The 12,797-nt window shown below is 58.2% G+C and carries 13 protein-coding genes; 5 read left to right on the forward strand and 8 right to left on the reverse strand.

What is annotated here, in order from left to right; all coding sequences use genetic code 11:
- Nucleotides 1–176: 176 nt before the first annotated feature.
- Both ACR0JI_RS15355 and ACR0JI_RS15360 read right to left on the reverse strand, forming a co-directional pair.
- Nucleotides 177–416 carry a hypothetical protein gene (locus ACR0JI_RS15355; protein WP_480473708.1) on the reverse strand — a complete coding sequence of 80 codons (240 nt, stop codon included), beginning with the start codon at nt 414–416 and terminating at the stop codon, nt 177–179.
- Nucleotides 417–740: 324 nt separating this feature from the next.
- Nucleotides 741–974 (reverse strand): Flp family type IVb pilin, encoded by a 234-nt coding sequence (locus ACR0JI_RS15360; RefSeq protein WP_480473706.1) that lies wholly within the window; start codon nt 972–974, stop codon nt 741–743.
- 353 nt (nt 975–1,327) lie between these two features.
- Here ACR0JI_RS15360 and ACR0JI_RS15365 point away from each other — a divergent pair, with 353 nt between their 5' ends.
- Nucleotides 1,328–2,194, forward strand: a complete 867-nt coding sequence (locus ACR0JI_RS15365) for a lytic transglycosylase domain-containing protein (RefSeq protein WP_480484373.1) — start codon at nt 1,328–1,330, stop codon at nt 2,192–2,194.
- 38 nt (nt 2,195–2,232) lie between these two features.
- Here the strand turns inward: ACR0JI_RS15365 and ACR0JI_RS15370 are convergent, their stop codons facing one another.
- The 6 genes from ACR0JI_RS15370 to tldD form a co-directional block, all read right to left on the reverse strand.
- On the reverse strand, nt 2,233–2,859 hold the full coding sequence (locus ACR0JI_RS15370; RefSeq protein ID WP_480495174.1) for a CoA transferase subunit B: 627 nt from the start codon (nt 2,857–2,859) through the stop codon (nt 2,233–2,235).
- On the reverse strand, nt 2,859–3,563 hold the full coding sequence (locus ACR0JI_RS15375; protein WP_480473703.1) for a CoA transferase subunit A: 705 nt from the start codon (nt 3,561–3,563) through the stop codon (nt 2,859–2,861). Before ACR0JI_RS15375 ends, ACR0JI_RS15370 begins: the two co-directional genes overlap by 1 nt.
- 112 nt (nt 3,564–3,675) lie before the next feature.
- On the reverse strand, nt 3,676–4,203 hold the full coding sequence (locus tag ACR0JI_RS15380) for a superoxide dismutase family protein (RefSeq protein WP_480473702.1): 528 nt from the start codon (nt 4,201–4,203) through the stop codon (nt 3,676–3,678).
- Between the two features lie 123 nt (nt 4,204–4,326).
- Entirely contained in the window at nt 4,327–6,954 is a 2,628-nt protein-coding gene (gene topA, locus ACR0JI_RS15385) for a type I DNA topoisomerase (protein WP_480495172.1), read from the reverse strand.
- 180 nt (nt 6,955–7,134) lie between these two features.
- The gene (dprA, locus tag ACR0JI_RS15390) at nt 7,135–8,262 is read right to left on the reverse strand and encodes a DNA-processing protein DprA (RefSeq protein WP_480495170.1); all 1,128 of its coding nucleotides are present in this window, start codon (nt 8,260–8,262) and stop codon (nt 7,135–7,137) included.
- Between the two features lie 239 nt (nt 8,263–8,501).
- A complete protein-coding gene (gene tldD, locus ACR0JI_RS15395) occupies nt 8,502–9,923 on the reverse strand; it encodes a metalloprotease TldD (protein WP_480495168.1) in 1,422 nt (473 codons plus the stop codon).
- 176 nt (nt 9,924–10,099) lie between these two features.
- On the opposite strand from tldD, the gene coxB reads away from it, so the two are divergent.
- The 4 genes from coxB to ACR0JI_RS15415 all read left to right on the forward strand — a co-directional run bounded on the left by coxB (nt 10,100) and on the right by ACR0JI_RS15415 (nt 12,783).
- Nucleotides 10,100–11,011, forward strand: coding sequence for a cytochrome c oxidase subunit II (gene coxB / locus ACR0JI_RS15400; protein WP_480495166.1), 912 nt, complete (start codon nt 10,100–10,102; stop codon nt 11,009–11,011).
- Between the two features lie 88 nt (nt 11,012–11,099).
- Complete coding sequence (cyoE, locus tag ACR0JI_RS15405; RefSeq protein ID WP_480473696.1) at nt 11,100–12,050, forward strand: heme o synthase; 951 nt, start codon at nt 11,100–11,102, stop codon at nt 12,048–12,050.
- A complete protein-coding gene (locus ACR0JI_RS15410; RefSeq protein WP_267363054.1) occupies nt 12,047–12,208 on the forward strand; it encodes a hypothetical protein in 162 nt (53 codons plus the stop codon). The genes cyoE and ACR0JI_RS15410 overlap by 4 nt, the downstream gene beginning before the upstream one ends.
- Entirely contained in the window at nt 12,208–12,783 is a 576-nt protein-coding gene (locus tag ACR0JI_RS15415; RefSeq protein WP_480484379.1) for a cytochrome c oxidase assembly protein, read from the forward strand. Before ACR0JI_RS15410 ends, ACR0JI_RS15415 begins: the two co-directional genes overlap by 1 nt.
- The last annotated feature ends 14 nt before the right edge of the window (nt 12,784–12,797 follow it).

The following is a 12,797-nucleotide window of genomic DNA, read 5'->3' on the forward strand; positions in this document are numbered from 1 at the left end:
CTTTCGGTTGGATTTCCCGCTCTTCAGGCGCTGAACTTGGAAACAATTTTTGCAAACCGGGCATACTCAGGGATGATCGAAGCAAAAAGCCACGCCCTGACCGGTCGTGGCAATATTGTTTTTTGTTGCTTGTGGTCCGGCACAAACCCCTGTCCCGCCAAAAGGTGATAGAGGTTTTAGTTGCCGCCCGCGGTTCCAGCCGTGGTTATACCAGCATTGGCATCGTTATTTGTACCTGTGCTTACGACGGCGGTACTCATTGCTTCGTTAACATTGCCACCCATGCCAGTTACACCGGCATCAATTACGCCATATGCTGCACCGGACAGTCCAATAACGGCGGCGGTGAGAACGACCCAGTCTACGGTAACAGCACCGGCCTCGTCCGACTTAAATATCTTTAAAAACTTGACCATAGTTGTCTCCCAGAGTGTCTTTCCTGAATTGTGCATCACGTTTGCACAGCACTGAGAAACTTTGGTGACGGAAATTGGGCTAAATATTGATTTTCTTCATATAAAAGAGAGTTTTCTGGCTGCACGGAACGTCCCTCTCCGCTCTGTTCAGGAATGAGGAATCGTGCGGTGAACGGTATTGAGTGGCCGACGATATTGCTGGTGAAGATTGCACCTATTCGACAACTGGCGCAAAGGGTGCGTTTGGCCAAACTCATTAGTGTGGAAAAAAGAAAAGCCGCGCCTGATCGGCGCGGCCTGATATCATTCTAAAGCAAACGCCTATTATTTGCTGGCACCTGCTGTGGTGATGCCACCTTCGGCACCAGTGTTGTCGCCAGTGCCCAGCACTGCGCTGTTCAGGGCTTCGTTTACGCCGGTAGCCAGACCAGTCGCGCCGCCCTCGATTTGGTTGTATGCAACGGCTGCCAGGCCGATGACTGCTGCGGTCAGAACAACCCAGTCAACTGTTACTGCGCCGTCTTCGTCTTTGCGGAAGTTCTTGATGAACTTGATCATGTTACGTCCCTCCTAAAGGATCAAAAAGAGTTTAACAAACCTCGGCGTTCTTCAGAGCTTTCTCTCTCAGTCCGCTCATGTCCGTCTCGGTATGGATTAATGTTTGCCTGTTGTGCGTGGCAGGAATTGGGCCAAACACAGATTTTTTTTCGTGCGGCTTAACTTTTTGGTCACTAAATGCGCAAAGCATTGTAAATAAAATAAAAAAAAATTCTTTGATCCGCACCAAGAGCTCCACAGCGGTGCAAATTTACGCCAAATGAGGCGAAATTGCCCCAATTCGCTTTGTTTTTCTGGCTTTGGGCGAAGATTCGCGGTTCAAATCGCGTAAAAAGAATACATGAGGCAGGCACATGACTCTCCGGAACGCACTTCAATGCGCCGGTGTACTGGCGTTTCTACTATCTGGTGTCGCACCGGGGTATGCGACCGAGGTTGAGCCGCGCGGAGTTTACAAGCGGATCAAGGCCCCCAAGCCGGGTGAGCGTCCTCGCGTGACCATTCAGATCACACCCGAGGAACACGCGGCCAAGCCCTCAGCCCCCAGCACAGGGGTGGAGCTGGCGGTTCCAGAAATCATAGCAAGAACCAAAGTGGTTCAGCCCACAGTGCCGGGAATCGGTGCCGTGCCTGACCCGAAAGGGTCGTACAAGGCATTCTGGGACCGCATTTCACCGCATATCGATGAAGGTGGGGCCGGGCGGCTTGATGCTGCGATAAACGCGCTGGCGGCGACGAATGTAAGATCACCCCGGCTGCAATCGCTGCAAAACATAGCAAAAGAACGCGGGATCGAGATTTTGCGGTCAACCGTGGGAACCAATGTGTCGCCAGCGCTGGTGCTGGCCGTCATTTCGGTTGAATCGGCCGGTCGCGCAGATGCCGTCAGTTCGGCCGGCGCGCAGGGGCTTATGCAGTTGATGCCCGCCACAGCTGCCCGCTTCGGTGTTAAGGACAGTCTGCAACCCTCGCAGAACATCGCCGGGGGCGTGAAATACCTCAACTGGCTGATGGAAGAGTTCGGGAATGATCCGATTCTGGTTTTGGCCGGTTACAACGCGGGTGAGGGGGCTGTACGTAAACACAGCGGCGTGCCGCCTTATGCCGAAACCCGGGATTATGTCCCCAAGGTTCTGGCCGCTTTCCAGATCGCGCGGGCTTTGTGCGCGACACCGCCGGATCTGATTTCAGATGGTTGCGTGTTCCAGACCTCAAATTGAAAAAGGCCCGCCTCGATCCGGCGGGCCTTTTCTTTTGTTCAGCCGACGATTGTCGCTTCGGTCGCAGCGCGCATTTCGTCTTCACTGACACCATCTGCCAGTTCGACGATTCTCAATCCGCCCTCGACCACGTCCAGAACGCCCAGATTGGTGATGATGCGATCCACGACACCCTTGCCTGTCAGTGGCAGAGTGCATTCCTTCAGGACCTTGCTTTCACCGTGCTTGTTGGTGTGGTCCATAACCACGATCACGCGCCCAACGCCTGCAACCAGGTCCATGGCGCCTCCCATGCCTTTCACCAGCTTGCCGGGAATCATCCAGTTTGCCAGGTCGCCTTTCTCATCCACTTCCATGGCACCCAGGATCGCAGCAGCGATTTTGCCGCCCCGGATCATCGCAAAGGACGTGGCGCTGTCGAAATAGGCAGTGCGGGACAGCTCGGTGATCGTCTGTTTGCCCGCGTTGATCAGGTCCGGGTCTTCTTCGCCTTCATACGGGAAAGGGCCCATGCCCAGCATACCGTTTTCCGATTGCAGTGTGATGTCCTTGTCGCCGACATAGTTCGCCACCAGCGTCGGAATCCCGATGCCGAGGTTCACATACATGCCGTCGTCCAGTTCCTCTGCCGCGCGTGCGGCCATCTGATTGCGGTCCCAGGGCATTATGCGTCCTCCTTCTTGCGGGTGGTGCGCTGTTCGATGCGCTTTTCGTGATCGCCCTGAATGATGCGATGCACATAGATGCCGGGCAGGTGGATCTTGTCCGGATCCAGTGAGCCGCGCGGAACAATCTCTTCCACTTCGGCCACGCAGATCTTGCCGCAGGTTGCAGCGGGCACATTAAAGTTGCGGGCAGTCTTGCGGAATACCAGATTGCCGGTGTCGTCAGCTTTCCAAGCCTTGACGATGGCCAGATCGGCAAAAATGCCTTCCTCAAGGATATAGGTCTCGCCGTTGAAATCCTTGTGCTCCTTGCCTTCCGCAATCACGGTGCCGACGCCCGTCTTGGTGTAGAACCCGGGAATACCGGCACCACCGGCGCGCATCCGTTCGGCCAGTGTTCCTTGCGGGTTGAATTCCAGTTCCAGTTCACCGCTCAGGTACTGGCGCATGAATTCGGCGTTTTCGCCGACATACGAGCTGATCATCTTTCTGACCTGCCTGGTCTGCAACAGGATGCCGATGCCGAAATCGTCCACACCGGCATTGTTCGACGCAAAGCTCAGGTCTTTGACGCCCGAATCCCTGATGGCAGAAAGCAACAGTTCGGGAATGCCGCACAGGCCAAACCCGCCTGCGGCAATCAGCATGCCATCCGTCAGCACCCCATCGAGTGCCTCGGCGGCATTGGCATAGACTTTCTTCATGGAAAACTCCCCCAATGACATGGTGATGGGCAGGTTGTGCCGCCACGTCATGGGGAAGTCAATAAAACCAGAAGGTTCAGGTATTTCTACGGTAGTTCAGCTTACAATAGTGTCAGTCGGCGATCAGGATTCCGCAGGCGATGCGCCCCCCGGCACCGCCAATGGGTTGGCTAATGTGATCGTCGCCAGCTTCGTGGATGATGAAAGTTGACCCGTCCGCATCCAGCAATGCGCTCCCGTCACCCTCAAGTGAAACAAGGTTTGTAAAGGCCTCCATCTCGCCCACACCATCCTGTCCCACATATAGATTGGGCAGATCGCCGGGCTCGGGGCCCTCAGGGTTCAGCAGCCCATGTGCGCCTTCAACTTTGCCAACATGGCCTTGGGCCGTCTTGAACCCTTCACCGGCCTCGCAGACACCATGGCTGTGCAGGTGTAACCCATGTTTTCCCGGCGGCAGGTCAGTGACGCGTACGTGCAGCAGAACACCATTGGGCCCTTGCGTCGCCTTCGCCTGACCAATGACGTCGCCTTGCGCGTTGATGATTTCGGCTGTGGCAGATTTGACGTGATGCGCGGTCTGGCCCTGCGTGGCAGCCGCAACGCCTATCGCCGCAACAAGAATGGCGGTTCTGAACATGTCTCAACTCCTTTACTGAACAACGCAATCTTGTATCGCGTCAGTCCATAAACACGCAGGCCGGTTCCTTTATTCAGAAACTGGCCCGCGCGTTTGGTGACATGTCCCGGTCAAACGTCCGGATTATTCAGCCGCTTTCTTTGCTGTCTTCTTCGCGGCTGCCTTCTTTTTGGGTGCAGCCTTTTTTTTGGTGCCTTTCTTGGATGCGCGCTCATTGACCAGTTCTATGGCCATTTCCTGCGTCAGCTCTTCGGGCTTGATGTCTTTCGGGATGGTCGCGTTGACCTTTTCCCATTTTACATATGGCCCGTACCGTCCGTCCAGAACCTGCATCGCGCCGCCGTCTGGATGCTCGCCCAGGTCTTTCAAAGCTTTTGCCGCGGCGCGCCCGCGTCCGCCGGGATTGGCCCGTTTCTCGGCCAAAAGCTCAACGGCGCGGTTCATACCGATTTCGAACACATCGTTTGGGTCTTTGAGATTGGCATAGACCGGCTTGGCTTCATCGGCCAGCTGATGCATCAGATAGGGGCCAAAACGCCCGAAGTTCGCTGTGATCATGCCGCCTTCGGGGTGTTCACCGATCTGACGGGGCAGGGACAGAAGCGTCAGCGCCTTGTCCAGATCCATGTCATCCTTGCTCCAGCCGCGTGGAAGCGAGGAGCGCGGCGGCTTTTTGTTCTCGGGCGTGGGTTCGCCTCGCTGGACATACGGCCCAAAGCGACCGGATTTCAGCCAGATCTCATCCCCGGCGTCTTCGCCTAGCAATTGTTCGTCGCCTTCCGCGCCTTCACCGGCGATGGGCCGTGTATAGTTGCACTCCGGATAATTGCCGCAGCCCACGAACCCGCCAGTGCGCGAGGTTTTCAAGTGCAATTGCCCCAAACCGCATTTCGGGCAGATGCGCGGGTCGGACCCGTCCTCACGCGGGGGGTAAAGCTGTGGCGCCAATGCTTCGTCCAGCTTGTCCAGCACTTCCGAGATGCGCAGTTCGGATGTTTCACCAATCGCTACTGAGAAATCACGCCAGAACTTGCCCAGCAGATCCTTGTAGTCACGATCACCGGCGCTGACGTCATCCAGTTGCTCTTCCAGATTCGCGGTGAACTCGTAGCCAACGTACTGGCGGAAGAAATTCAGCAGAAAGATAGTGACGATCCGGCCCTTTTCCTCGGGGATCAGCCGGTTCTTGTCCTTGCGCACATATTCGCGGTCCTGAATCGTGGTCACGATCGAGGCATAGGTCGACGGACGTCCGATCCCCAACTCCTCCATCCGCTTGACCAAAGTGGCCTCGGTATAGCGCGGCGGCGGTTGCGTGTGATGCTGCAACGCCAGAACGGCTTCGTTATCAGCCATGATTGCGGCTTTGTCCGACTCGCTGGTGGCCTTGGCAAACTGATCGCGCAACGTAGTTTTGGAGAAGCGCGCGGGGTCGCCCTGCATGATCTGCGGCAGGCGTTTTTCGTCATCATCGGCGACATCATCGCGGCCTTCCTCATAGACGCGCATGAATCCGTCGAACAATACCACCTGACCGGTGGCACGCAGACCGACTTGACCGTCATCACTGCCAATCTCGACCGTGGTGCGCTCCAACCGTGCTGCCGCCATCTGGCAGGCAATCGTCCGTTTCCAGATCAGATCATAAAGCTTGCGCTGATCTTCATCCGTGACCTTCAGCGCCTTGGCATCACGCGTCATATCCGTGGGGCGGATACACTCGTGTGCTTCCTGCGCGTTTTTGGCCTTGTTCTTGTACATACGCGGGCTGTCCGGCACATATTCTGCACCGTATCGATCCGCGATGGTGTCGCGCGTTGCCGTCACGGCCTCGGGGGCCATGTCGATCCCGTCGGTTCGCATATAGGTAATGTATCCGGCCTCATAGAGGCGCTGCGCCACCTGCATCGCATGGCGCGCGCCCATGCCGAATTTGCGGCTGGCCTCCTGTTGCAGGGTCGAAGTCATGAACGGCGCGCTTGGATTGCGCGCGGCGGGCTTGGCTTCGACCGAAGTCACACGCAGCGCGCGGCTGGTGACGGCCTGAACCGCCAGTTCGGCCTGTGTTGCGTTGGTCAGATCGTGCTTGTCTAGTTTCTTGCCCGCCAACGTGACCAGCCGCGCCTCATAGGTTTGACCACGCGGTGTCTCGAACAGGGCCCGGACCGACCAGTACTCGACCGGCTTGAACGCTTCGATCTCCATCTCACGCTCGACGATCAGGCGCAGACAGACCGATTGCACCCGACCTGCGGATTTTGCACCGGGCAGTTTGCGCCACAGAACCGGCGACAGGTTGAAGCCAACAAGGTAATCCAAGGCGCGGCGTGCCAGATACGCTTCGACCAGGGGCATATCGACATCGCGCGGGTTTTTCATCGCCTCTGTCACCGCCTCTTTGGTGATGGCGTTGAAGGTCACCCGGCTGACCGGTGTATCTTTCTTGATCGATCGGCGCTTGGTCAGCGCTTCCTGCAAGTGCCAACTGATCGCCTCGCCCTCACGATCAGGGTCGGTGGCGAGGATCAGCGCGTTGTCTTCTTTCAGCGCGTCGGCGATGGCCTTTACATGTTTGCGGCTGTCATTGCCCACTTCCCATGTCATGCAAAATCCATGGTCCGGATCGACCGATCCGTCCTTTGGCGGCAGGTCCCGCACATGGCCGTAAGAGGCCAGAACGGTGTAGTCAGGGCCGAGATATTTATTGATTGTTTTTGCTTTGGCCGGAGATTCTACAACAACTACGGGCATTTAAGGGGAAACCTCGCTCGACGAATTTGGCGCCTTTTATGGTGGTGCAAAATGTGTGGGGCAAGCGGGGATTGTCAATGCGTTCCTTTGGCAGGCGGAAAAGCGACGTGATTTCAGCATGATACCCGCGCCGACTGGCAAGCAGAGCGTTCGGCTGGGCATTCTTGCCTTCCATCCAAGTCAGCTTGCCAGAGACAACAACCCGCCCGGCTGGCGCTGGATTCGTCCGTCCAGTTCAAGGTCGACCAGCGCTGGCCCCAGATCCCCTGCCGAGGCCGCAATATCGCGCAGCAACTGGTCTTCGGCGATGGGGGAAGGTCCCAGCCGCTCAAGGATTTGCGCCTGCAAATCCTGTGCGGCAGGCCGTGGCTGCTTGGCAGGTGGCAGCTCGGGTTTTGCAAAGATCGGATCACCGTGCCGTGGCAGGGCCTCTACAACGTCGTCCACCGACCGAACCAGCGTTGCACCGTCCCGAATCAAAAGGTTGCACCCGGCAGCGCGGGCGTCGAACGGGTGGCCGGGCACGGCCAGAACCTCGCGCCCCTGATCCAGGGCGTCACGCGCCGTGATCAGGCTGCCGGATTTGGCGGCTGCCTCAACCACCACGACAGCTTGGGCCAGGCCCGAGATGATCCGGTTGCGGCGCGGAAAATGCCTGGCCTGAGGCGTCACGCCCATCGGCTGTTCCGACAGCCGCAGTCCCTTGGTTGCAATATTATGCGCCAGTTCCGTGTTCTCGGCCGGGTAAATGACATCAACACCACCCGCCATGACGGCAACTGTGCCGGTGTCCAGCGACGCCATATGCGCCGCCGTATCAATACCGCGCGCCAGACCCGAAACAATCACATGTCCCTTTTCGCCCAAGGCGCGCGCCAGACCACGCGCCATCCGCGCGCCCAACGAGGAACAGTTGCGCGCGCCCACCATCGCAATCGCCGGTTTCTGCAACAGCGACACATCCCCGATGGCCCAAAGCAGGGGCGGGGCATCGGATAGGTCGTTCAAAGCGTCGGGGAAATCCGCGGACCCAAGGCACAAAAGCCGCGCTTTGGCGGCTTCTGCGGCCCTGAGTTCCGCCTCGATCACGCCGGGAGGGCAGGTTTCATACCCTTCTATTCCGGCGGCGCGTGCCATTTCAGGCAGCGCGGCCAGCGCGTTCTGCGCCGAGCCATGTTCGCGCATCAGCCGACGAAACGTCGCCGGGCCGACCTTGCGCGAGCGCAACAGGCGAAGCCACGAAAACCGTTCCTCTTCCGTGGTGGGTGGGAGTGGGGGGTGATTGGAAGAAAGCTGCTCTTCGGTCATCCGTTGCTCCGCCTGATTGCAGAACTGGTTTACGGGACAGGGGGTTAACAGCCTCTGAATCGCAGATAATTAGCAGCGATTTATCTGTATTTCTCGGGGAATGCACCGGTTAAGTGTCTGAAAGTAAATAAAAGAAAACTTACCAACCGGCGCTCAAATTAATAGCGCCGGTTGGAAAGCTGTCGAATCAAAGTGGCGTATGGTTAACCCTGCGCCTGCCGTTGCGCTTCTCTTCCGACTCACGCTGCCGACCCGCCGACAGTCAGCCCGTCCATCAGCACTGTCGGTTGACCCACACCCACTGGCACCCATTGACCGTCCTTGCCGCAGGTGCCCATACCCGGATCCAATGCCATATCATTGCCAAGGCCGCGGATACGTTTCAACGCCGAAGGCCCGTCGCCGATCAGCGTGGCCCCTTTGACAGGCGCTCCGATCTTGCCGTTTTCGACCCGATACGCCTCGGTACACGAGAAAACGAACTTGCCGTTGGTGATGTCGACCTGGCCGCCTCCGAATCCAACCGCCCAGATGCCGTCTTTAATATCTGCCACCAATGCTGCCGGATCAGCTTCGCCTCCCAACATGATCGTATTTGTCATGCGGGGCATTGGCTTGTGCGCATAGCTTTGCCGCCGCCCGTTGCCCGTGGGCGCAACGCCCATCAGCCGGGCGTTTTGTCGATCCTGCATATAGCCGGTCAGGATGCCATCCTCGATCAGCACGGTGCGTGAGCTGGGCGTGCCCTCATCATCCACAGTGATCGAGCCGCGACGGTCGGCAATCGTGCCGTCATCCACCACGGTCACGCCCTTGGATGCAATCTGTTGCCCCATCAGCCCGGCAAAGGCCGAGCTTCCCTTGCGGTTGAAATCGCCCTCTAGCCCGTGACCGATGGCTTCGTGCAGCAAAATACCGGGCCAGCCGGGGCCAAGTGCAACCTCCATCACGCCGGCAGGCGCGGGAACCGCGTCCAGATTGACCAACGCGATGCGCAGGGCTTCGCGCGCCTTGGCCTGCCAGTCGGCCGGGTCGATCAGCCCGCTTAGGCCAACCCGCCCGCCGCCACCGGCCGATCCGCTTTCGCGCCGCCCGTCCTGTTCAACAATGACCGAGACATTCACGCGCGTCATGGGGCGCACGTCACGCACCATCACACCATCGGGTCGCAGAATTTCCACCTCCTGCACGGCGGCTGCGATCATTGCGCTAACCTGAGCCACCCGCGGATCCAGGTCGCGGGCAAAGGCGTCAATCTCCCGCAGGGTTTCGATTTTCACCGGGAAGGCGGCAGATTCGATTGGGTCTTCGTCCGTGTACAGGCGCGTATTCGTGGGCCGGGGGGCTTCGGCGAGCGTTCCGCCTCCATCGCCAACCGCCAGTCGCGCGGTCTCGGCAGCACGTTTCAGCGCGGCTATCGATACATCAGTCGAATGCGCGTACCCCGCCACTTCGCCCTGAACGGCGCGCAGGCCAAACCCCTCGGATGCGTCATAAGACGCGGTGCGAAGACGCCCGTCGTCAAACACCAGAGATTCGGATTTCCGACGCTCGACAAACAGCTCTCCATCCTCGGCCCCGTCCGTTGCCGAACGCAATATGGCCAGTGCTTCATCTTGCGGCAGGGCGCTCTCAAAGGGGCGAAACGGGGCTTCAGGCATGGGTAGCGACCTTTCGGGTTTGATCCAGATCAAAAATAGCGTCTGTTTGACGCAAGCATTTTGCTTTATCTACCCGCTGGAATATGGTTTTTAACGCGGCCAAAGACAACGGGAGAGGTGCGACCGATTCACACCTTTCCGTCAGGGACGCAAAGATCAAACGATCAGGACAGAACATGAAGAATGCTTTGATGCTTTCAGGGTTTATGACAGCCCTCTCCAGCCTACCCGCCATGGCTCAGGAGCTTGAGATTATCGGCAAGCCGGTAGACGGCGGCATGGGCTTTCAGCCCGCGGCCACCAGCCTTGCCACAGGAATCCAGAAGCTGGACAGCATGATTCTTGTGATCATCACCGCGGTCTGTCTGCTGGTTGCAGCTTTGCTGGTCTATTGCATCGTGCGCTACAATCATCGCGCAAATCCGACCCCGGCACGTTTCTCGCACTATACCCCTGTTGAAATCGCCTGGACCCTGGGTCCGATCTTGATTCTGGTGTTTATTGGCGCGTTCTCGTTGCCAGTTCTTTTCAAACAGCAGGAAATCCCGGAAGGTGACATCACCATCAAAGTCGTCGGCAACCAGTGGTACTGGACCTACGAATATGTTGATCACGATTTCGCATTCGACAGCTATCTGCTGGGCCATCCGGCGACCCTGGACGAGGGCGCACGCCCCGCAGATGCGGATGTAACGCCGTTTGTTCTGGATGACGCAATGCGCGCCAAGCTGATCGATGCAGGCTACAGCGATGATGAATGGCTGCTGGCCACGGACACCGCAGTAGTCGTTCCGGTCGGCAAGGTCATCGTGATGCAGGTGACTGCATCCGACGTGATCCACTCGTGGACCATCCCGGCCTTTGGCGTAAAGCAGGACGGTGTGCCCGGACGTCTGGCCGAGCTGTGGTTTCAGGCCGACAAGGAAGGCATCTATTTTGGTCAGTGTTCGGAACTGTGTGGCAAGGACCACGCCTATATGCCGATTACCGTCAAGGTCGTAAGCCAGGAAGTCTATGACGAATGGCTGCAGGGCGCGATCGAAGAATACGCGGGCCTGCCGCAAAGCTATCAGGTCGCCTCGAACTGAGCGCGATAGGGGCGGGTTGAACCCTGTCTGACACAAAACTCAGACTGCGCGGGCGATCCGCGCAGTTTTCGCCCCAAAAGGACCGGAAATGACCGACGCAAGCATCAATGCCAGCACAGTGACCGCCCGGGCGGACGAGGCCGGCTTTGGCGATTACTTCGCCCTGCTGAAGCCGCGCGTGATGTCGCTGGTCGTGTTCACGGCATTGGTCGGTTTGTTGGCGGCGCCTGTTCCTGTCCATCCCTTCGTCGGTTTTTGCGCCATCCTGTTCATCGCTATCGGCGGCGGAGCATCAGGCGCGCTGAACATGTGGTGGGACGCGGATATCGACCGTGTCATGAAGCGCACCAAATCCCGCCCGATCCCTTCTGGCAAGGTCGAGGAAGGCGAGGCGCTGGCCGTTGGTCTGGCTCTGTCGGGTCTGTCGGTGATCATGCTGGGCCTTGCGACCAACTGGTTCGCAGGCGCGTTTCTGGCCTTCACCATCTTCTTCTATGTTGTCGTCTACACGATGTGGCTGAAGCGTTCGACGCCGCAGAACATCGTGATCGGTGGCGCAGCTGGCGCGTTCCCTCCGGTGATCGGCTGGGTGGCCGCCACGGGATCGATGTCGGTCGAGCCCTGGCTGATGTTTGCCCTGACCTTCATGTGGACGCCGCCGCATTTCTGGGCGCTGGCCCTGTTCATGCGCTCGGACTATGACGACGCGGGTGTGCCGATGCTGACCGTCACCCACGGTCGCCGCGCGACACGTGTCCATATTCTTGTCTATACAGCTCTACTGGCCCTGCTGGCCATCGGAACTGCATTTTCGGGCATTGGCGGCCCGATCTATCTGACCGTTGCACTGGTTCTGAACATCCTGTTCCTGCGGGGCGCGTGGAAAATCTCGCGCCGGACCGAGGACGATTCCGAGGCCGATAACTTCAAGGTTGAACGCGGTTTCTTCAAGCTGTCGCTGCTGTATCTGTTCCTGCATTTCGGTGCCGTTCTGGCCGAAGCCTTGCTAAAACCCTATGGTCTGGGGGGATGGTCATGAGCCTTCGCAAAGACCACGAGCTGCATCAGCGCCGGTTCAGCCGCAATCTGGGTGTGGGCCTGACGCTGGCTGCCTTTATCGTGATTATCTTTGGCCTGACCATCGTCAAGGTCTCGGGCACTGATTTCAACAGGGCGACGCAAGAGGTTCAGAACTGATGGCGTTGTCCGGTCCTCAGAAAACGGTTGTCCAGACCGTCGGCGTGGTTGTTCTGATGGGCAGTCTCGCCTGGGCGTCGGTGCCGTTTTACAACTGGTTCTGCCGGGTGACCGGATTTGGCGGCACCACTGGTGTTGCCGAAACTGCCCCCGATACTATTCTGGATCGCACCGTTACCATCCGCTTTGACGCGTCCAAGGCCAAGGATATGGAATGGGAGTTCAAGCCGGTCGTGCGCGAGATGGATGTGCGCATCGGCGAAACCGGCCTCGCCTTTTACGAGGCCTATAACCCGACAGACCGCCCCATTGCCGGGCAGGCGTCTTACAACGTGGCCCCCTATTCTGCGGGTGGGTATTTCCAGAAGATTGCCTGTTTCTGCTTTGAAGAGCAGGTGCTGCAACCTGGCGAACGCGTTGAGATGCCAGTGACGTTCTTCGTCGACCCGGAAATGGTCGAGGATCTTGAAGCCAAGTATGTTCATACGATCACGCTGTCGTATACATTCTACGAAATTGACCTGCCCGAGGGCTATGCCGCCCTCGATGCGCAGGCAGATACAAACACGAACTAACGCCTGTAGGTGAG

The sequence above is a fragment of the Ruegeria sp. N10 genome, from assembly GCF_056531545.1.

Coding starts and splice junctions, on each gene's coding strand:
- ACR0JI_RS15410 (WP_267363054.1), top strand. CDS start 12,047: ATGAGCCTTCGCAAAGACCACGAGCTGCATCAGCGCCGGTTCAGCCGC.
- ACR0JI_RS15360 (WP_480473706.1), bottom strand. CDS start 974: ATGATCAAGTTCATCAAGAACTTCCGCAAAGACGAAGACGGCGCAGTA.
- ACR0JI_RS15365 (WP_480484373.1), top strand. CDS start 1,328: ATGACTCTCCGGAACGCACTTCAATGCGCCGGTGTACTGGCGTTTCTA.
- tldD (WP_480495168.1), bottom strand. CDS start 9,923: ATGCCTGAAGCCCCGTTTCGCCCCTTTGAGAGCGCCCTGCCGCAAGAT.
- ACR0JI_RS15415 (WP_480484379.1), top strand. CDS start 12,208: ATGGCGTTGTCCGGTCCTCAGAAAACGGTTGTCCAGACCGTCGGCGTG.
- topA (WP_480495172.1), bottom strand. CDS start 6,954: ATGCCCGTAGTTGTTGTAGAATCTCCGGCCAAAGCAAAAACAATCAAT.
- ACR0JI_RS15375 (WP_480473703.1), bottom strand. CDS start 3,563: ATGAAGAAAGTCTATGCCAATGCCGCCGAGGCACTCGATGGGGTGCTG.
- coxB (WP_480495166.1), top strand. CDS start 10,100: ATGAAGAATGCTTTGATGCTTTCAGGGTTTATGACAGCCCTCTCCAGC.
- ACR0JI_RS15380 (WP_480473702.1), bottom strand. CDS start 4,203: ATGTTCAGAACCGCCATTCTTGTTGCGGCGATAGGCGTTGCGGCTGCC.
- ACR0JI_RS15370 (WP_480495174.1), bottom strand. CDS start 2,859: ATGCCCTGGGACCGCAATCAGATGGCCGCACGCGCGGCAGAGGAACTG.
- cyoE (WP_480473696.1), top strand. CDS start 11,100: ATGACCGACGCAAGCATCAATGCCAGCACAGTGACCGCCCGGGCGGAC.
- ACR0JI_RS15355 (WP_480473708.1), bottom strand. CDS start 416: ATGGTCAAGTTTTTAAAGATATTTAAGTCGGACGAGGCCGGTGCTGTT.
- dprA (WP_480495170.1), bottom strand. CDS start 8,262: ATGACCGAAGAGCAGCTTTCTTCCAATCACCCCCCACTCCCACCCACC.